Genomic DNA, 18,262 nt, shown 5'->3' on the forward strand with positions numbered 1-18,262 from the left:
GTCCTCCGGTGTGCGCAGCCGCGGGCACCGTGCGAGTTGTCCGGGCGATCGGCGCCGCGTTACGGTCCGAATCCGTAGGCACCGGCATCGAGCGAGGGGTCCGCCATGAAGGTTTCCGACTGCCCTACGACCCAGGTCGAAATCCGCATCGCCGCGCAGCCGGCCGAGGTCTGGTCCTGGCTGCTGGACGTCGACCTGCCGGCCCGGTTCTCGAACGAGTTCCAGGGCGGCGGCTGGGTCGAGGGATCCGAGCCCGGCCTCGGCGCGCAGTTCCGCGGCCGCAACTCCCACCCGGTCGCCGGGGAGTGGGAGACGATCTCGACGGTGACGGGCTACGAGCCCGGCCGCCTGTTCGCGTGGGCGGTGATGGACGTGACGAACCCGGCGGCTTCGTGGCGCTTCGAGCTGATCCCGGACGGCGACGGCACGGTCCTGCGCCAGTGGGCCCAGATCGGCCCGGGCCCGTCCAACCTGACGAAGATCATCAGCTCGATGCCCGAGCACGAAGAGGAGATCGTCGCGATGCGCCTCGGCGAGCTGCAGGCCAACATGCAGAAGACGGTCCAGGGCATCAAGTCCCTCGCCGAGACCGGCGTGCACGCCGCCTAGCGCAGGACCCGGTCCACATAGGACTTCACCGCGGCCAGCGCCTCGGCGGACTGCCACATCCGCTCCACCTGCGGGTCGTCGGAGTGGCGGTATTCGGCGATCCGCTCGTGGAACGGCTGCCGGATCTGGGCCTTCGTGTGCGCGAACGGCTCGGCCGGCAGCTCGCCGAGCCGGGACGCGACGGCGATCGCCCGCTCCAGGACGTCCTCCGGCCGGGCCTGCTCGTCGGCCAGGCCCCGGCCCAAGGCTTCTGCGCCGCCCCATGTTTCACCCGTGCAGGTGAGCGCAGGCAGCTGCGTCGTTCCGTACGTGCAGCGGAGGACTTCCAGGGCGGCGAGCGGGAACGGCAGGCCGACCAGCAGCTCGGTCACGCCGATCGTGCCCGCTCCGAGCACGCGGTGGTCGCAGGCCGCCGCGAGGACCGCGCCGCCCGCGATCGCGTGGCCGTTGAGGGCCGCCACCACCGGGCGGGGGAAGCCGAACACGGCCAGCAGCGCGTCCGACAGCAGCGGGAGGAACTCCGCCACGTACGGTGCGCCGCCGCCGGCGATGCGCTTGAGGTCGACGCCCGCGCAGAAGATGCCCCCCGTTCCGGTGAGCACCACCGCGCGGGCCTGCTCGGCCTCCTCGAGCCGGAGCACCAGCTCGCGGCACGAATCCGTGTCGAGGGTGTTGCCGCCGCCGTGGTCGATCCGGAGCACGGCGAGGTCGCGGTGGCTGTCCAGGGTGATCGGCACGGCCCGACCGTACCGCGGTGCCGGCCGCCCGGTCAGCTCGCGACGCTCAACCGGACGACGCCGAAGTGCTCCCGCCGGACCAGGCCGGCGACCTCGTCGAGGGTCGGCAGCCGGCCGAGGGGGAACCTCAAGCCGATCATCCGGGCCGCCCGGCGCATGCCCAGCCCGGTCATCCGGTCCAGGTAGCTCCGGGGCACCTCGGCCCGGTCCTCGACGAGCACGCCGCGCATCGGCGTCGTCCGGTCGGCGAGGGTGACGTCGACGTCCGCGCCGCCGCGGAAGTCGAGCCGCCGGCCCGCCGGCGTCAGCGCGCAGAGGTCGCCGGCGACGCGGTGGGCGGTGACCGGCACGCGGTAGCGCTGCCCGGTCCGTCGGCCGGTGAAGGCGAGCAGCATGAACTCGCCGACACCGCGGCCGAGCGACTGGGTAGCACGCCGCGCAGCACCACGTTCATCGTCCGCACCAGCGCCGCGGGCGGCTGGTGCCACTCCACTGCGGACGTCATCGATGGAGCGTACGCCCGCCGGAGACGTCAGCTCGTGATGTCTTTTTGAGCGAACCGCCGCCCGGCGAAGAGGAAGAACACCGTCCCGTAGATCGCCGCCGACAGCATCCCGCTCGCCAGGTTGGTCCAGTCGACGTCGGTCGAAATCAGGTCCATCCAAGAGAACGCGTAGTGCGTGGGCAGGTAGTTGCGCAGGCCCTCCAGCGCGGTGATCTGGTCGAGGATCTGCGACAGGATCGCCGCCAGCACCGCGCCGCCGACCGCGCCGAGCGGGGCGTCGGTCGACACGCTCAGGGCCAGCGCGAGCCCGGCCACCCAGGCCAGCTGCAGGATGATGTACACAGTGGACAGTACGATGGCCAGCAGGCTGTCGCCGAAGGACACCGCGTCGCCGGTCGGGCTGATCGCGTCGCCCGCGCCGTACCAGAGCACCCCGACGCCGAGCGACACCAAGGGCAGCAGCACCAGCGCGAACGCCGACAGCAGCCCGGACACGATCGCCTTCTGCCGCAGCACCCGCTGCCGCGGCACCGGCACCGCGAGCAGGTACTTCAGGCTCGACCACGACGCTTCGCTGGCGATGGTGTCGCCGAAGAACAGCGCGACGATCATCGGCAGCAGGAACGTTCCGGACACGAACAGCGCCAGCACGACGAAGTTCGGCGCGGACGCCGTGGCCAGGTCGACGAACCCGCCGCTGCGCCGGTTCGGGTTCGACTGCCCGAGCTCGAACGCGATCACCAGGATGAACGGCAGCAGCGCGACGAACCCGAGCAGCAGCTGCGTGCGCCGCCGCTTCAGCTGGCGCCGCAGCTCGACGCCGAGCCGCAGCGTCCGCCGGGCGCTGTAGCCCTCGACGGCGCCGTCCGGCCCGACGCCCGCGTGCTCGGCCGAAGCGACGTCGCTCAGCTCGTCGAGCGCGTGCGGATCGGTGTGGACGCCTTCACTCACGACTCTTCTCCGACCAGTTGCAGGAACGCGTCTTCCAGCCGGCGCCGGGGCCCCGCCTGCTCCACCGCGACGCCGGCGCGAACCAGCACCGCCACGGCCTCTGCGCGGGGCAGCCCGTCGAGATCGGCGTGCACGAGGTCGCCCTCGACATCAACGGACGTGACCCCGTCCGCCTTCAGCGCCGCCGCGGCCGCCGCCGGGTCGTCGACCCGGAACGTCGCCTCGCCGCCGGCCGCGGCCAGCTCGCCGACCTCGCCCGAGGCGACCAGCGAACCGCGGTGCATGACCACGACGTGCGTGCAGGTCTGCTCGACCTCGGCCAGCAGGTGGCTGGACACCACCACCGTGCGGCCGGTCGCGGCGTACCGCTTCAGCACCTCGCGCATCTGGTGGATCTGGGGCGGGTCGAGCCCGTTGGTCGGTTCGTCGAGCACCATCAGCTCCGGCAGGCCGAGCATCGCCTGCGCGATCGCCAGCCGCTGCCGCATGCCCTGGCTGTAGGTCCGGACGCGGCGCTCGACCGCGTTGCCGAGCCCGGCGATCTCCAGCGCCTCCGCGAAGTGCGCCTTCTCCGCCGGCCGCCCGGTCGCCGCCCAGTACAGCTCGAGGTTCGCGCGGCCGGACAGGTGCGGCAGGAAGCCGGAGCCCTCGACGAACGAGCCGATGCGGGAGAGCACCGGCGCGCCCGGGGTGATCTTGTGCCCGAACACGCGGATGCCGCCCGCGGTCGGCGTGATCAGGCCCATCAGCATCCGCAGCGTGGTCGTCTTCCCCGCGCCGTTCGGCCCGAGCAGGCCGAGCACCTGGCCCGGTTCGACGCGGAACGACAGGTCCTTCACGGCGACGAACCCGCCCGCGTACTGCTTGCGCAACCCTTCGATGACCAGCGGAGTCGTGGCCAGCCCGGGGTCGACGTCGGTGGCGCGGCGTCGCCGAAGCGCCGCGAAGAGCACCGCCGCGAGGCCGACCGCCAGCGTCACACCGATGCCAACGAGCTGCCCGACCGGTGCCGGGGAACCGACCGACGTCCCGGGCACGATCGGCACGGCCAGCGCGGTGCCGCCGGCCAATCCGATGCGGAACACCGCGGGCGCGGCCGGCGCCGCGTAGCCCTGGTCGGTCGTGCCGACGACCAGCCGCAGCGAATGCCCGCCCTCGATCGGCCGGACGATGCCGGGCAGCGTCACGGTGACGTCGACCGGGGTGCCGTCGGCGGGCAGCCCGCTCACCCGGAACGGCGCGATGGCGTTGGCCGGCAGCACCCGCGAGCCGTCCTGGCCGACGTCGTAGAGCTTCGCGAACAGCACCGCGTCCGGCTGCGGGTGCGCCGGGTCCGCGGCGACCTGCAGGCGCACGGTCGACGACCCGCTGATCACGACCTGGCCGTCGAAGGCCGCCGTGGTGAACTGCGCCGCCTGGCCGGGCGGGTCGTTGCTGAACAGCGCACCGAGCCGGGAGGTGCTGCTCGCGATGCCGTTGAGGCCGGGGATCCCGCTCACCGCGGCCGGGTTCGCCCCGGCCGGGCGCACCACCGGCTGCGCGGGCCCGGCCAGCGCCAGCAGCCGCCGTTCGGTCGCCGGCCCGGTCAGCCCAGGGTAGGCGGCCGCGTTGACCGTGCGGACCGACGGCGTCCCGTTGGCGCGCAACGTGCCTTGGACGTCATAGCTGAAGCCGGTGCCCGGGTCGCCGCCGTCCAGCGCCGTCTTCAGGAAGTCACCGATCTTGGCGCGCAGCTGCGGGCCGGGCTTGCCGCCGTCGTGGCCGCCGGTGTACCAGATGGTCTTGACCTGGCCGCCCGCCGCGGTGATCTGCCGGGCGTTCGCGTCGGACTGGTCGAGGCCGAACAGCGTGTCGCTCTCGCCCTGGACCAGCAGCGTCGGCACGGTGATCCTGCTCGTCACCGACGCGGGGGAGACGCGGCGCAGCAGGTCGACGCTCGCCTGGCTCGCCTGCCCGGTGGTGCCGAGTTCGGTGTAGGCGCGGCAGACCGCGGCGGTGAACCGGCCGCACGGGTCGGCGGCCCCGCCGCGAGGCGCGCCCGCACCCGGCGGCGCCGCCGGGAGAGCGGCCGCCGCGTTCCCGGCGGCGCCGGCGGCACCGGTGTCGGTCTCCTGCCCGGCTTCCGGCGCTTCGGCGGACGGCGAACCGCTCGCCGCGGCGCCGGAACCGGCCGAGAAGAAGATGCCGGCCCAGCTCTTCTTGAACACGCCGCCGGTGGCGAACGCGCCGGCCGCCGGGGTTCCCGCGGCCGCGGCCGCCGGGGCCGCCGCGTTCGGGACCAGGCCCTGGGCGAGGTCGTTGTAGGTGATCACCGGCGCGATCGCGTCGACGCGCTTGTCCGTGCCGGCCAGCAGCAGCGAGAGCGCGCCGCCGTAGGAGGCCCCGGTGACGGCGACCTTCGGGTCGCCCTTGGCGTCGAGCGTCACCTGGTGCTCGGCGACGAGCCGGTCGATCAGCCGGCTCGCGTCGGCGACCTCGCCGTCCGGGTCGTTGAGGCCGATCTTGCCGGTGCTCTTGCCGAACCCGCGCGCGGACCACGTCATCACGACGAAGCCCTTCCGCGCGAGTTCGCGGGCGTCGTCGGCGACGCTGGCCTTGTCCCCGCCGAAGCCGTGCGCGAGCAGGACGGCGGGTGCGGGCACGGTCGCCGGGAGGTAGGTGGTCGTGTCGATCTCGACCTGCTGCGCCGAGCCGGGCGCGGCCGGCATGTCGAGCAGGGCGTCCTGGGTGGGCACGGCGGGCGGGGCCGTGTCGCGCGACGCCCAGAGGACGGTCGCGGCGGCGAGCACCACCACGACGGCGCCGAGCGCCGTCAGACGGGCTCGGCGAGTGCGCGGGAGCGGGAGTCGGGGCACGACGTGACCGTAGGTGAAGTTTCCTGAGAGTGTCCTCACCGGCTCACCTTGATCACACCTCCGCGACCACCAGGTGGACCGAAGTGACCGGAATTACAGGCCCAACCCGGTGACGTGCGCGATCCCGGCTGGCTTTCGGGGGGAGGAACCGGCAAACTGGACGCGCTGTGAGGGGAGTATTCCTTCGCGGCGGTGTCGTCAGCACGGTGGCCCTGCGCCCCCGGCACCGTCGGCCGGTGGTTGCCACCGGCGGGAGAGACCTCCGGTTAGTTGCTGCTGCGCACTATCCGGAGGTTCGAGTTCCATGACTGTCCCCCTGTGGCTGTGGATCGCCACGATCGGTGGCCTGCTCGCGTTGATCGCGCTGGACCTGGTCATCGTCGATCGCAAGCCGCACGCGGTGACCACGGGGGAAGCTGCTCGCTGGGTCGTCTTCTACGTCTCGTGCGCGATCGTCTTCGGCATCGGCGTGTGGGTCTTCGCCGGCCACGACCCGGGTGTCGAGTTCTTCACCGGGTACATCACCGAGTACTCGCTGAGCGTCGACAACCTGTTCATCTTCATGATCATCATGGGCTCGTTCAAGGTGCCCGCCATCCATCAGCACCGCGTGCTGCTGGTCGGCATCCTGCTCGCGCTCGCCATGCGGAGCGTCTTCATCGCCATCGGCGCCGCGCTGATCGCCCAGTTCGTCTGGGTGTTCTTCCTCTTCGGCGCCATCTTGATCTGGACCGCGATCAGCATGCTGCGCGGCAAGGGCGAGGACGAGGAGTACCACGAGAACGCCGTCACCCGGCAGGTCCGCCGGTTCGCCCCGGTGACCGACGACTACCACGACCACCACTACACGGTGAAGATCGACGGCAAGCGGATGATCACGCCGATGCTGCTGGTGATCGTGGCCATCGGCTCGGCCGACCTGCTGTTCGCCGTCGACTCCATCCCGGCGATCTTCGGCATCACGCAGGAGGCGTTCCTCGTCTTCACCGCCAACGCGTTCGCGCTGATGGGCCTGCGGCAGCTGTACTTCCTGCTCGGCGGCCTGGTGACCAAGCTCGTCTACCTCAGCTACGGCCTCGCGGTCATCCTCGCCTTCATCGGCGCGAAGCTGTTCCTGCACGCGCTGCACGAGTACCACGTCGTGCCGGACTGGCTGGACATCAACAACTGGGTCTCCCTCGGCGTGATCATCGTCGTGCTGTCGGTGACCACGGCGGCCAGCCTGGCCAAGGCGCGGCGTGACGAGCGCAAGCAGGTCGTGGCTTAACGTCCGGCAAAATCGTTCGCCTCGCTAAGGGTTTCGGGTACCGTCGGTGACGTGCGTCCAGCCGACATCGAAGTCCTCGTCACTCCCGGCCGTCCCGCCCTGCGCGGGGACCTGCTGCTCACCGCGCTGAAGAAGCCGGACCTGAAGGCGAACGCCTCGCTCGGCTCGGTGCGGCGGGTGTCGCTCGACGGCGGCGAGGCCGCGTGGACCCACGGTCCGCGCGACTCCGCCCCGGCGATCTCCCCGGACGGGCGCTGGGTGGCGTTCCTGCGCGCGGGGGAGGGCGACGGTGCCGACGGCAGCCCGCAGCTGCACCTGATGCCGTCGACCGGCGGGGAGGCCCGCCGGCTGACGTCGCTGCACCTCGGGGCGGGCGAGCCGGTGTGGGCGCCGGATTCGCGGCGGATCGCGTTCACCGCCCGCGTGCCCGAGCCCGGCCGCTACGGCACGCCGGACGCCGACGGCGAGACCCCGGAGCCGGCCGCCGAGGCCCCGCGCCGGATCACGCGGATGGACTACCGGATCGACGACGTCGGGTTCCTGCGCGACCGCATGCAGCGGCTGTTCGCCGTCGACGCGGTCGCGGCGCTCGATCAGGACGAGCTCCCGGACCTCGAACCGCTGACCGGCGACGGGTTCGACGCGGCCCACCCGGTGTGGACGCCGGACGGCACGCGGCTGGTCTTCACCGCGCCGCCGGACTGGGGCGCGGCCGAAAGCGACTCGCGCGACATCTGCGCGATCTCCGCCGAGGGCGGCGAGCCCGAGGTTGTGGTGCGCGGCGCGGGCTACTCGGAGCGGCCGGCCTTCGGCCCCGACGGCACGTTGTTCTACTTCGGACAGTCCTTCGAGCACCACCACGAAGCCGCCCCCACCGGGCTCTACGCGGCGACGCCCGAATTCGGCGCCGGCCCGGTGGCCGGCCGGCGGCTCACCGACGCCGAGACCGTGGACTGCGAGGCCGCGGCGGGCCCGCCGGCCCCGCGCGGCGACGACGTCGTGGTGGCGGTCCGCAACCGCGGCGCGGTGGAGCTGCGCGCGGTCTCCGCCGACGCCGCGGACGCCCCGCTGGCCGACCTCGCGGTGGTCCACGCGGAGCAGGCCGCGGTCCGGTCGTTCACCCTGGACGGCTCGGTGCTGGTGGCGGTGATCGCGACGCCGTCGACGCCCGGGGAGGTCGTGCTGCTCGGCGACGCCGGCCCGCGGGTGCTGACCGACTACGCGAAGCCGTTGCGGGACAAGGGCATCCGGCCGATGATCGAGCTGGAGACGACCGCGCCGGACGGCTACCCGGTGCACGGCTGGCTGGTGCTGCCCGAGGGCGACGGGCCGCACCCGGTGCTGCGCGTGGTCCACGGCGGCCCGTTCACCCAGCAGGAGTGGACGCTGTTCGACGAGGCGCAGGTGTACGCGTCGGCGGGCTACGCGGTGGTGGTCGGCAACCCGCGCGGGTCGGCGGGGTACGGGCAGACGCACGGCCACGCGATCACGCACGCCTTCGGCACGGTCGACGTCGACGACGTCCTGGCGCTGCTGGACAAGGCGCTGGAGCGCCCGGACCTGGACGCCTCCCGCGTCGGCATCATGGGCGGCTCGTACGGCGGATTCATGACGAGCTGGCTGGCCGCCCACCACGGCGAGCGCTTCAAGGCGGCGTGGAGCGAGCGCGCGGTCAACGCGTGGGACTCGATGGTCGGCAGTTCCGACATCGGCTACTTCTTCGTCGACGCCTACATCGGCTCGTCGCCGGAGGTGCAGCGCGACCGGTCGCCGCTCTCGTACGCGGCGCAGATCAAGATTCCCTTCGCGGTCGTGCATTCGGAGCAGGACTGGCGCTGCCCGCTGGAGCAGGCGGAGCGGATGTTCGTCGCCCTGCGCCGCGCCGGCGCGCCCGCGGAGCTGCTGGTGTTCCCCGGCGAGGGCCACGAGCTGAGCCGGTCGGGCCGGCCGCGCCACCGCGTCCAGCGCTTCGACGCGATCCTCGAGTGGTGGGCGCGGCACCTCTGACCCTTGTCCGGGGCGCCCCGGCCTGCGAACGTCGGTGGGTATGACGGTGCCCGAGGTGGACTTCGAGCTCGAGACGTGGCGGATGGTGCTGTTCCGGGCGGGCCCGCGGGCGGCGGAGATCCCCGAGGAGATGGCGCGGGAGCTGCGCGCGCGGCACCTGTCGTCGGCCCGGCAGCAGCAGGCGATGGGCACGCTGCTGTTCGCCGGGGCGGTGCCGGAGCCGTCGTCGACGCTGCCGGTGACGGGGGTGGCGTTCTTCCGCACGTCCGAGGCGGAGACCCGGGCGATCCTGGACGCCGATCCGGCCGAGCAGGCGGGGCTGATCGCGTCGGAGATCGTGGGGTTCGTCTGCCCGCGGGGCACCCTTGGCTGACGGCCTGGTCTGCTTCGACGTCGACGGCACCCTCGTGCCCGGCACGAGCTCGTGCGCGTGGGTGGCGGCCGCGCTGGGGCACGAAGCCGAGCTGGTCGCGGCCGAGGCGGCCTACGCGGCCGGGCGGATGACGAACCAGGAGGCGTCGGTGATCGACGCCCGCCGCTGGGCCGGGCACACCGAGGCGGAGATCCGGGCCCGGCTGGAGACGCTGCCGCTGGTCGGCGGGATCGCCGAGACGGTGTCGTGGTGCCGGGACCGGGGCCTGCGCCCGGTCCTGACCACGCTGGCGTGGGCGCCGGTGGGGCAACTGCTCGCCGGCCGCTTCGGGTTCGCCGCGTACTGCGGGCCGGTGCCGGAAGCTCTCGGCGGCCGCTACACCGGGCGGGTCGCCGAGCACCTGGACGAGTACGGCAAGGGGGACTTCGCGCTGGCGCAGGGCTTCGCGCCGGAGCGGTGTGCCGCGGTCGGGGACAGCCGGTCGGACCTGCCGCTGTTCGCCGCCGTCGGGACGAGCATCGGCTTCAACGCGGCGCCGGACGCCCGCGCCGTCGCGACCCACGTCGTCGACGGCCCGGACCTGCGGGCGATCATCCCGGTGCTGGCGGCTCAGTTCAGCAGCGTGTAGTTCAGCTCTTCGCAGACCCGGCCGAGCGGGACGTCCAGGCCCGGGTGGTCCAGCGGCAGCAGCACGTCCGGCGCGATCGGCAGCGCGGCGCCCGCCGGCGGGTCCCACAGGCAGATCGCGGGGTCACCGGAGTCCATCGACGAGCGGTACCAGAGGCCGTCGAGGTCGCTGAACGCGCCGCGGATCGCGCGGGCCCAGGCCTGGGTAAGTTTCTTCGGCCCGCTGGAAATTTCCTGGGACGCGCCGACCCGCGTCGGCCAGAGACCGGTCAGGTCGAGCAGGCGCAGCGTGCGCGTCGGGCGGACGACGACCAGCCGGGGGCCGCGGGTGCGGCGGTCGACGGTCGAGCTCGTCTGGAACACCTCGGCGACCGACGTGCGCACGGTGAGGCCGAAGTAGAGGACGCCGTTCGCGGGATCGGTGACCGGCGCGCCGCCGCGGCCGGGCGACTGCTGGTCGAACCGGCCGTGCGGGAGCGGGCCGGTGTAGCGGAACGAGTTCCACTGCTGGGGGTGGTTGCCGTGCGCGGTGAAGATCCGGACGAGCCTGGTCGCGGGCTGGACCGTCACCACGTCGCTGGCGCGGTTCAGCTGCCGGACCAGGACGGATCGGGCGGGCGGCAGCGGGAGCCGGGCCATGGGTCGGGGGTGGTCCGTCCTTGTCGGTGATCTTGCTCGGGAGGGTCCAGCCTAGAGTGGCGTGCCGAGCGTGGCGATGAGGCGGGCTACGTGGTCCGGATCACCACCGGAGAGGAGCCATTGGCGCGGGGTCGCCGCGTGGTCGTTGATGACCAGGTCGGCCTGCGGCGTGCTCATGAAGGCGGCGACGACGAGCGCGGGCTGGTCGTCGGGCAAAGCCTTCAGCACGACCTCGAGGCCGGGCAGCACGCCGGAGCCGGCGAACTGCCACGCGGGCAGCCGCCACCCGCCGTCCTTCCACCCGGTCAGCCTGCCTTCCTTGAGGCGGTGCCGGATCCGGCTGTCGTCGACCCCGAGGGCCTTGGCGGCCTCGTTGACGCTGAGCGCCCCCTCGGCGAGCACGGCGTGGGCGGCGACGGTCCGGGCCCGGAAGTCGGGTTCGTCTTCCCGGCGTGGCGAGAGGTCCAGCCCGACATCGGCGAGCGCGGCCCGCTGGTCGGCCGAGAAGTAGTGCGACGGATCGGGGTTCGGTGGGGAGAGTCTGCGCGCCGCGTCTTCGACGAGGGTGAGGAACTCGTTCGCGTCGACTTTGAGGCCCGCCTTGGCGAGGATGTTCTCCAGCGCTACAGACATGTGGCTCAGGTTAACCCGAAACAGCGCGCGTGTGCGGGTTCGTGCGGTTTCTTGCCCGGTAAGTGGGCGAATTCACCAGAGATCGACACTTACGGCACATCATCCAACACGTTGAGTAGGCAACTTCCGGTCAGTGTCCCCGGGAGGAGTGGGGTTGTCCAGCCCCGCACCGGCTTGACAGTGGTGGTTCGCGCACCTAGGTTGCCGATGAGTAAACGATTTCCGCTCCGTGCTCACAGGATCCGGCGTTCCGGCGCCGGTCATGGGGGACACAGGGGGTGGGGCGTGCCTGGGGGGCCCGGCACGAGCCGGCCCCCTGGGCACGTCGCTCCCGTCCTGGTGGCTGACCGCCTGGGTGCGCGAGCCGACCGTCTGGGCACGCGAGCCGACTCTTGAGGCGCGGGTGGGCCGCCTGAGCGCCCGGGTCGAACGTCTGGGTGCGCGAGCCGGGTCGGGCGTGCGTGTTCCGTCACCGTCCGAGCGTCAGCGGCGGGAGCTCTTTCGCTCGATCAGGCGAGCCTCCAGCGTCGTGGTCGTCGCTTCGCGGCTGCTGTCGGTGATCCTCGCCAGGAGGAGCTGCGCCGCGACCCGGCCCACCTCGTACGCCGGCTGGGCGACCACCGTCAGCGGGGGGTCGATCAGCGTTGTCCAGGGTGCGTCGTCGAACGAAACGATGCCCACGTCGCGGCCCGGGCGCAGGCCGCGGGCCGACAGGGCCTCCAGGACCCCGATCGCCATCGTGCTGTTCGCGACCAGGAGCGCGTCCGGCGGCGCGGGGGCGTCGAGGAGCTCGAGCGCGGCCAGGCGGGCGCCCTCCGCGCGGTACTCCGCCCGCCGGGACAGGACGTTCTCTTCGCCGACCACGTCCGCGTACCCCGCCAAGCGGTCGTCGGCCGTGCGGACGCCTGCCGGGCCCGTCAGGCAGCCCACGCGTTCGTAGCCGCCCGCGAGGAGGTGGCGCGTCGCCTCGGCGGCCGCGTGGCGGGTGTCGACCAGGACCTGGTCGCCCGCCGCGGCGGGCAACGGCCGGTCCACGGCCACCAGGGGGGTGCCCTGGCGGTGGAGGCCCTCGACGTTCGTCGAACGGCCGGTGGGGGACAGCACCACCCCGGCGACCCGCTCCTGCAGCGCGACCTCGATGTAGCGCCGCTCCTTCTCCTCGTTTTCATCGGAGTTGCAGAGGACCACCGAATACCCGGACCGCTGCGCGAGATCCTCGACGCCGCGCGCGATGGCGGTGAAGAACGGGTTCTCGACGTCGGAGATGATCAGCGCGAGCACCGCCGTCTCCTGCCGACGGAGGTTCCGGGCCAGCCCGTTCGGGTGATACCCCAGCTCGGCGGCGGCCTCCTGGACCCGCGCGGCCAGCGTGGGGTCCACAGTGGACTTGCCGTTGAGCGCGCGCGACACGGTCGCCGTGGAGACACCGGCTCTCGCCGCGACGTCGCTGATGGTGGCCACACGCCCTCCCTGATCACTCGTCGAGGGGGAGGATAGCGCTCTTGGTAGTCGTTTACCGTCCGCTTACCTTTTCGGGTGACCGGCCACTTCCGGTTGTCCGCGCGGGTTACGCCGAACGGAGTCGATCACGCTCCGCCACGTCCACAGTGGAGGGTCGCCGGAAGTAGGCGCGGGGAGTGAGGCCGGTCAGCGCCCGGCAGTCCCGGCTGAGGTGCGCTTGGTCGGCATACCCGGCGGCGGCGGCCAGCGCGGCGAGGGCGGGAATGTGCGGCGCCAGCGCGACGGCCCGCTGGAACCGGCTGACGCGCAGGTAGGTGGCGGGCCCGTAGCCGACCGCTTGGACGAACCGCCGCCGCAGCCGCCGTTCGCTCACCGCAACGGACGCGGCGGGATCTTCGACCCGCCTGGCCGCGAGCTCCGCCGGGCCTGCGCCAGGGTGGCTGGGGGCGGCGATAGTTTCAGGGTTGCGCGCGGCTTCCGGTTTGCCTTGGGCGAGGAGGGCGGCCGCTTGGGCGATGTGCGCGGCTTCCGGTTTGCCTTGGCCGACGGCCGCTTGCGCAATGCGCGCGCCTTCGGAGCCGGCTCGGGCGAGCAGCCTGGCTGCTTCTGCGATGCGCGCGCCTTCCGGAGCGGTTTTGGCGAGCAGGGCGGCCACCTGCGCGGCTCCCGGCCCACCCCGAACCAACCCCGCCACCGCCTCCCCGACCCGCCCAACCCCCGCGTCCAGCCGCGCGATCAACTCCGCCACCGCCAAATCCGGCGGCGCCACCTCCGAAACCCGCGACCCCACCGCCTCCGCCAACGACCACTCACCCGACAACAGCCGCTCCGCCACCGCCTCCCCGGCACGCCCCCACAACTCGCCCAGCGGCACCCGCCGATCCCGCAGCTCGTCCGCCGCCACGCCCAGGACCGCCGCCGCGCGGCCCGGGGTGAAACGGATTCCCTCCAGCACCGCTCCCGGCCGGCTCAGCGACGACCACGCCGTCGTGTCCGGGCCCGCCACGAACACCTCGCCGTCGCCCGTGACCAGGTCCACGCAGCCGTCCGGGACTATGCGCTTCGGTCCCTCCGAAGCCGATCGCCACACGCAGCGCGCCACGCCATGCAGCCGCCGCGGGGGTGCCATCTCCTCGTACACGCCCCCGATCATGCCCCCGGGGTCCGACAATTTCCGGCCGCACCGAAGACCCCCGTCCGGGTGAACATCGAAATCGGCGGCCACGAGCTGCTAACACGCAGTCAGGTCACGGCGAGATATACACCGACGCACTCGACGGAAGTGCGCGGGACGAGAGAAGACCTCTCCATGGGCGTTCCCACCGCCACCCGGGCCCAGCGCGAATGCGCCGGGCGGGCTCGGTCGGCCGGCAGCTTCGTCGTCGTCTTCGGGGTGCTCGCCGCGGCTTTCGCGGTGTCCGCCTACGTCGTGCCCAGATCCGCGCGTGGGCCGGTCGAGGCAGAGCCCGCCACCGCGCCCGTCGCGCCCGCCGCCGTCCGGACCGTGAGCCACAGCGTCGTCTACGAGCTGGTCGGCGCGCACGGTGCCCGCAACGTCACCTTCGCCGCCGCCGGCTCGGCGCTGACCCAGCACGCCGAAGTCGCGACGCCGTGGTCGACGCGGTTCACGCGGATCGGGCCGGCCGGGCGGACCGAGTTCTACAGCATCGCCGCCCGGAACCCCGGGCCCGGCGAGCTGCGCTGCCGGATCGTCGTCGACGGCGTCGTCGTCGCCGAGAAGACCGAGACCGAACCGGACCGCCTCTTCAGCTGCGCCGTCTAGGCGGGAGGATCGGCGGCGTGAACGCCGCGATCACCTTCGGACCCGCCCTCGTGGCCGTCCTGGTCCTGCTCGCCGTCGCCGGCGCGGCCGTCGTCCAGGCCGGCGGCCTCGGCTCGGGTCGCGTCGTCCTCGTCGCCGCCGTCCGGGCGGTCGCCCAGCTCGCCCTCGTGTCGCTGGTGATCACCGCCGTCCTGCGCTCGGCCCCGCTCACCGGCGTCTTCGTGCTGCTGATGTTCGGCATCGCCGCGGTGACGTCGGCGCGCCGGGTCGGCACCCGCCGGAACCTGCCGTGGACGGCCCTGGCCATCGCCGCCGGGGTCGCGCCGGTGCTCGCGCTCGTCCTCGGCGCCGGTGTCGTGCCGCTCAAGCCGATCGCCGTCGTGCCGATCGCCGGGATCGTGATCGGCGGCGCGATGACCGCGACGTCGCAGGCCGCCCGCCGGGCCCTCGACGAGCTCAAAGCCCGTCACGGCGAGTACGAAGCCGCGCTGGCGCTGGGGTTCCTGCCGCGCCCGGCCGCGCTGGAGATCTGCCGGCCCTCCGCCGGGCACGCGCTGATCCCCGCGCTCGACCAGACCCGCACGGTCGGCCTGGTGACGCTGCCGGGTGCCTACGTCGGCGTGCTGCTCGGCGGCGCCGGGCCGGTCCAGGCCGGGATGACGCAGGTGCTCGTGCTGATCGGGCTGCTCGCCGCCCAGGCCGTCTCGATCCTGGTGGCCGTGCAGCTCGTCGCGGCCGGGAAGCTCAGCCGAGCGGCGTAGCCAGGTGCGCGGTGTCGTTGAAGCGCCGCACGATCCAGGTGTCGCCGTGCAGCACCAGGTGGGAAACGGACCCGTTGTCGGCGCCGAGGAACGCGAACCGCTCGACCGCCCGGCTGGCCTGGGCGAACACCTCGCCGATCACGCCGCCGTGGGTGAACACCGCGACGCGCTGGTCGGGGTGCGCGGCCGCGATGCGGGTCAGCGCGCCGCGCAGCCGGGCGCCGAACGCCTCGTCGGACTCGGCGCTCGGGATCACGTCCCAGCGCTGCTCGGTCCACAGCCGGTCGACGATCGGGTGGCCGTCGGTCGTGTACTTCCGGAACAGGCCGTTCTCCCAGTCCCCGAGGTGGATCTCGCGCAGGTCCGGCTCGACGACCGGGGTCAGCCCCAGCTTCTCCGCCAGCGGCGCGGCGGTCTGCGCCGTGCGGCGCAACGTCGTCACGTAGATCGCGTCGATCCGCTCCCCGGCGAGCCGCTCGCCGACGCGCTGGGCGTGGTCGCGGCCTTCCGGGGCGAGGTCCGGGTCGGCCTGGCCGTCGACCAGGTCGAACGGGTCGTCGCCACGGGCCGGAGCGGACTCGCCGTGCCGGACCAGGAAGATCTCCGTCGAGCCCGGGGGCGGGCTGAAGCGGTGCTGGCGGTACTCGATCTCCTGCTCCGGGGTGCTCATGGCCCCGACTTTAACCGAGCTGCTTGTCCACGAAACACCAGCGCCACGTCTCGCCCGGTTCGAAGCTGCGCATGACCGGATGGCGGGATTCGTGGAAGTGCTGGGTGGCGTGCCGCCGGGGCGAGGAGTCGCAGCAGGCGACGTTGCCGCACTTCAGGCACATCCGCAGGTGGACCCACGTGGTGCCCTCGGCGAGGCAGGCCGCGCAGCTGTCGGCCGAGCTCGGGTCCTTGTCGACCCACTCGTGCGCCAGGTGCTTGCACGAACCGGCCGTCGCGGCCGGGGTGCGCAGCTCGCGGCCCTCCACCTCGGGTTCTTCCTCGTCGCGGTCGAGCATCGACTCCTCGATGTCGAGCCGCTCCAGGACCCGGCGCAGGACGTCGTCGTCGGCGCTGCCGCTGTCGCGGGCCTTGAGGAACTGGTCGCGTTCGACCTCCAGCAGCGCCAGCCGTAGCCGGCGGTAGGCGTCGCTCGGGGTCTCGGCCAGCGCGCTCTGCCGGCCGAGCTGCTCCCACGCCGAGTCGGCGCGGTGCTGCAGGCGGTCGCGCAGGCGCTGGATGATCTCCGGCGGGTCGTCGGGCGACTGGATCTCGTCCAGCTTGGCCAGGGCCGCCCGGGTCATGTCGTGCAGGACGGCCGCCTCCTGCAGGGCGTCCTCCGCGGGGTCCGGCCGGGGCAGGCGCAGCCGCCGGATCAGCGGCGGCAGCGTCATGCCCTGCACGGCCAGGGTGCCGGCCACGACGACGAACGCCGCGAGCACCAGCACGGCCCGCTGCGGGGTGTCGGCGGGCAGCACGAACGCGGCGGCGAGCGTGACGACCCCGCGCATGCCCGCCCACGCGATGACGGCGGAGTAGCGCCACGGCCAGATCTTCGCCCGCGGTTTCGCCGGCAGCAGCCGCCGTTCCAGCCGTTTCACCGTGCCGATGCCGATCAGGTACAGCACCCGGGTGAGGATGGTCGCGCCCAGCACGGCGACGCAGATCCAGGTCAGCAACACCAGCGACAGCCCGCTCTCGCCGACCTCGGCGAGGATCCGCCGCAGCTGCAGGCCGATCAGCAGGAAGACCATGTTCTCCAGCAGGAACTGGATGGTCTGCCAGTTCAGCCGGGACGCCAGCCGGGTCGAGCCGGAGAGGATCTGCGGCGCCTTGTGTCCGAGGATCAACCCGGCGATGACGACCGCGAGCACGCCGGAGCCGTGGATCGCCTCGGCCGGGATGTAGGCGATGAACGGGACGGCGAACGACAGCGCGGTGTCGAGCACCGGCTCGTCCATCCGGGCGCGGATGAACGCGGCCACGAACCCGACGACCAGGCCGACCACGGCCCCGCCGATGGCCGCGCGGAAGAAGTCGGCGCCGACCTGCCAGAGGCTGACCGACCCGGCCAGCGCGGCGATGGCCGTGCGGAGGGCGACCAGCGCGGCGGCGTCGTTGAAGAGGCTCTCGCCTTCCAGCAGCCGGATCAGCTTGCGCGGCATGCCGACCCGGCGGGCGACGACGCTGGCCGCGACGGCGTCCGGCGGCGCGACGACCGCGCCGAGCGCGATGCCGCCGGCCAGCGGGAGCCCGGGGATCACCGCCCAGGCGACCAGGCCCACGCCGAGCGCGGTGAACACGACGAGCCCGACCGACATCAGCCCGATCGCGCTCCGGTTCTTCCGGAAGTCGACCAGCGACGTCTGGATGGCCGCCGAGTACAGCAGCGGGGGCAGCAGGCCGAGCAGCACGACCTCGGGATCGAGGTGGACTTCGGGCACCCCGGGGACGTACGAGCCGGCGACGCCGACGACGATCAGGCACAGCGGGGCGGACCAGTCCAGCCGCCGCGCCACCGCGCTGACGACGAGGACGGTCACGACCAGCGCCACTATTTCTGCCGCTATGTGCACGGGGTAATCATCACCCGGGGGTCGCGGCGGGCGTCACCGGGCCGGGCGGGTGAGCACCTCGGCGACCAGCTGGGTGTCCATGTACTCGGTGATCTCGCGGATCCGGCCGTCCTCGAGGCGGAAGACGAAGCAGTACTTGTTGTCGTAGCGCTGCCCGGTCTTGGTGGCGACGCTGCCCTGCGTCTCGACCACGACGACGTCGTCTTCGGCGACGAACCGGCTCGCGGTGCTGGTGTAGGTGCCCTCGAACTGGTCGCCGAGCGGGCCCAGCAGGTCGCGGCGGACCGAGTCCTTGCCGGCGAAGCTGCCGGACCAGCTGTTGTGCCCGCTGACCGTCCAGGTGACGTCGTCGGCCATCGCGGCGAGCAGGGGCCGGATGTCGCCGGCCGCCCAGGCGTCGAACGCGGTTCTCAGCAGTTGCTTGTTTCCGGCTGCGCTCATGGCCGACAGTCAACACGCTGGAGCGCACTCCAGGGCAAGTTCGTAGGCT

18 protein-coding genes are annotated in these 18,262 nt (G+C 72.9%); 7 read left to right on the forward strand and 11 right to left on the reverse strand.

Annotated features, from left to right (window positions below; genetic code table 11):
- Positions 1-105: 105 nt before the first annotated feature.
- Positions 106-609 carry an SRPBCC family protein gene (locus C2L59_RS14435; protein WP_103350015.1) on the forward strand — a complete coding sequence of 168 codons (504 nt, stop codon included), beginning with the start codon at positions 106-108 and terminating at the stop codon, positions 607-609.
- Here the strand turns inward: C2L59_RS14435 and C2L59_RS14440 are convergent.
- From C2L59_RS14440 to C2L59_RS14455, 4 genes are all read right to left on the reverse strand, one after another.
- Positions 606-1,346, reverse strand: coding sequence for an enoyl-CoA hydratase/isomerase family protein (locus tag C2L59_RS14440; protein WP_103350016.1), 741 nt, complete (start codon positions 1,344-1,346; stop codon positions 606-608). The genes C2L59_RS14435 and C2L59_RS14440 overlap by 4 nt on opposite strands.
- Before the next feature lie 32 nt (positions 1,347-1,378).
- Complete coding sequence (locus C2L59_RS14445) at positions 1,379-1,741, reverse strand: hypothetical protein (protein WP_233223494.1); 363 nt, start codon at positions 1,739-1,741, stop codon at positions 1,379-1,381.
- A 137-nt stretch (positions 1,742-1,878) separates the two neighbouring features.
- Positions 1,879-2,802, reverse strand: coding sequence for an ABC transporter permease (locus C2L59_RS14450; RefSeq protein WP_103350017.1), 924 nt, complete (start codon positions 2,800-2,802; stop codon positions 1,879-1,881).
- Positions 2,799-5,657, reverse strand: a complete 2,859-nt coding sequence (locus C2L59_RS14455; protein WP_103350018.1) for an alpha/beta fold hydrolase — start codon at positions 5,655-5,657, stop codon at positions 2,799-2,801. Before C2L59_RS14455 ends, C2L59_RS14450 begins: the two co-directional genes overlap by 4 nt.
- 304 nt (positions 5,658-5,961) lie before the next feature.
- On the opposite strand from C2L59_RS14455, the gene C2L59_RS14460 reads away from it, so the two are divergent.
- Genes C2L59_RS14460 through C2L59_RS14475 form a run of 4 tightly spaced genes read left to right on the forward strand, consistent with a single transcriptional unit; the run spans position 5,962 to position 9,932 of the window.
- The gene (locus C2L59_RS14460; protein ID WP_103350019.1) at positions 5,962-6,924 is read left to right on the forward strand and encodes a TerC family protein; all 963 of its coding nucleotides are present in this window, start codon (positions 5,962-5,964) and stop codon (positions 6,922-6,924) included.
- A 51-nt stretch (positions 6,925-6,975) separates the two neighbouring features.
- The gene (locus C2L59_RS14465) at positions 6,976-8,931 is read left to right on the forward strand and encodes a S9 family peptidase (RefSeq protein WP_103350020.1); all 1,956 of its coding nucleotides are present in this window, start codon (positions 6,976-6,978) and stop codon (positions 8,929-8,931) included.
- Between the two features lie 40 nt (positions 8,932-8,971).
- The gene (locus tag C2L59_RS14470; RefSeq protein WP_103350021.1) at positions 8,972-9,304 is read left to right on the forward strand and encodes a YciI family protein; all 333 of its coding nucleotides are present in this window, start codon (positions 8,972-8,974) and stop codon (positions 9,302-9,304) included.
- A complete protein-coding gene (locus tag C2L59_RS14475) occupies positions 9,297-9,932 on the forward strand; it encodes an HAD family phosphatase (protein WP_103350022.1) in 636 nt (211 codons plus the stop codon). Before C2L59_RS14470 ends, C2L59_RS14475 begins: the two co-directional genes overlap by 8 nt.
- On the opposite strand, the gene C2L59_RS14480 is transcribed toward C2L59_RS14475, so the two are convergent.
- The 4 genes from C2L59_RS14480 to C2L59_RS14495 all read right to left on the reverse strand — a co-directional run bounded on the left by C2L59_RS14480 (position 9,914) and on the right by C2L59_RS14495 (position 13,889).
- Positions 9,914-10,570 carry an RES family NAD+ phosphorylase gene (locus C2L59_RS14480; RefSeq protein ID WP_086680664.1) on the reverse strand — a complete coding sequence of 219 codons (657 nt, stop codon included), beginning with the start codon at positions 10,568-10,570 and terminating at the stop codon, positions 9,914-9,916. The genes C2L59_RS14475 and C2L59_RS14480 overlap by 19 nt on opposite strands.
- A gap of 51 nt (positions 10,571-10,621) precedes the next feature.
- Positions 10,622-11,203 (reverse strand): DNA-binding protein, encoded by a 582-nt coding sequence (locus C2L59_RS14485; protein WP_103350023.1) that lies wholly within the window; start codon positions 11,201-11,203, stop codon positions 10,622-10,624.
- 483 nt (positions 11,204-11,686) lie between these two features.
- The gene (locus C2L59_RS14490) at positions 11,687-12,664 is read right to left on the reverse strand and encodes a LacI family DNA-binding transcriptional regulator (protein ID WP_103350024.1); all 978 of its coding nucleotides are present in this window, start codon (positions 12,662-12,664) and stop codon (positions 11,687-11,689) included.
- Between the two features lie 106 nt (positions 12,665-12,770).
- On the reverse strand, positions 12,771-13,889 hold the full coding sequence (locus C2L59_RS14495; protein ID WP_233223495.1) for a helix-turn-helix domain-containing protein: 1,119 nt from the start codon (positions 13,887-13,889) through the stop codon (positions 12,771-12,773).
- A gap of 84 nt (positions 13,890-13,973) precedes the next feature.
- On the opposite strand from C2L59_RS14495, the gene C2L59_RS14500 reads away from it, so the two are divergent.
- Positions 13,974-14,447 (forward strand): MmpS family transport accessory protein, encoded by a 474-nt coding sequence (locus C2L59_RS14500; RefSeq protein ID WP_103350025.1) that lies wholly within the window; start codon positions 13,974-13,976, stop codon positions 14,445-14,447.
- Between the two features lie 17 nt (positions 14,448-14,464).
- Positions 14,465-15,208 carry an ABC transporter permease gene (locus C2L59_RS14505; RefSeq protein WP_103350026.1) on the forward strand — a complete coding sequence of 248 codons (744 nt, stop codon included), beginning with the start codon at positions 14,465-14,467 and terminating at the stop codon, positions 15,206-15,208.
- Here C2L59_RS14505 and C2L59_RS14510 read toward each other — a convergent pair.
- Genes C2L59_RS14510 through C2L59_RS14520 form a run of 3 tightly spaced genes read right to left on the reverse strand, consistent with a single transcriptional unit; the run spans position 15,192 to position 18,213 of the window.
- Positions 15,192-15,878: a histidine phosphatase family protein gene (locus C2L59_RS14510; RefSeq protein ID WP_103350027.1), complete on the reverse strand. Its 687-nt coding sequence runs from the start codon at positions 15,876-15,878 to the stop codon at positions 15,192-15,194. The genes C2L59_RS14505 and C2L59_RS14510 overlap by 17 nt on opposite strands.
- 10 nt (positions 15,879-15,888) lie before the next feature.
- Positions 15,889-17,772 (reverse strand): Na+/H+ antiporter, encoded by a 1,884-nt coding sequence (locus C2L59_RS14515; RefSeq protein WP_233223496.1) that lies wholly within the window; start codon positions 17,770-17,772, stop codon positions 15,889-15,891.
- A 33-nt stretch (positions 17,773-17,805) separates the two neighbouring features.
- Positions 17,806-18,213: a nuclear transport factor 2 family protein gene (locus tag C2L59_RS14520; RefSeq protein WP_103350029.1), complete on the reverse strand. Its 408-nt coding sequence runs from the start codon at positions 18,211-18,213 to the stop codon at positions 17,806-17,808.
- Positions 18,214-18,262 lie beyond the last annotated feature (49 nt).

The organism is Amycolatopsis sp. CA-128772 (genome assembly GCF_002904295.1).
Lineage (GTDB): Bacteria > Actinomycetota > Actinomycetes > Mycobacteriales > Pseudonocardiaceae > Amycolatopsis.

Coding starts and splice junctions, on each gene's coding strand:
- C2L59_RS14460 (WP_103350019.1), top strand. CDS start 5,962: ATGACTGTCCCCCTGTGGCTGTGGATCGCCACGATCGGTGGCCTGCTC.
- C2L59_RS14520 (WP_103350029.1), bottom strand. CDS start 18,213: ATGAGCGCAGCCGGAAACAAGCAACTGCTGAGAACCGCGTTCGACGCC.
- C2L59_RS14470 (WP_103350021.1), top strand. CDS start 8,972: ATGACGGTGCCCGAGGTGGACTTCGAGCTCGAGACGTGGCGGATGGTG.
- C2L59_RS14435 (WP_103350015.1), top strand. CDS start 106: ATGAAGGTTTCCGACTGCCCTACGACCCAGGTCGAAATCCGCATCGCC.
- C2L59_RS14510 (WP_103350027.1), bottom strand. CDS start 15,878: ATGAGCACCCCGGAGCAGGAGATCGAGTACCGCCAGCACCGCTTCAGC.
- C2L59_RS14480 (WP_086680664.1), bottom strand. CDS start 10,570: ATGGCCCGGCTCCCGCTGCCGCCCGCCCGATCCGTCCTGGTCCGGCAG.
- C2L59_RS14500 (WP_103350025.1), top strand. CDS start 13,974: ATGGGCGTTCCCACCGCCACCCGGGCCCAGCGCGAATGCGCCGGGCGG.
- C2L59_RS14445 (WP_233223494.1), bottom strand. CDS start 1,741: ATGCTGCTCGCCTTCACCGGCCGACGGACCGGGCAGCGCTACCGCGTG.
- C2L59_RS14485 (WP_103350023.1), bottom strand. CDS start 11,203: ATGTCTGTAGCGCTGGAGAACATCCTCGCCAAGGCGGGCCTCAAAGTC.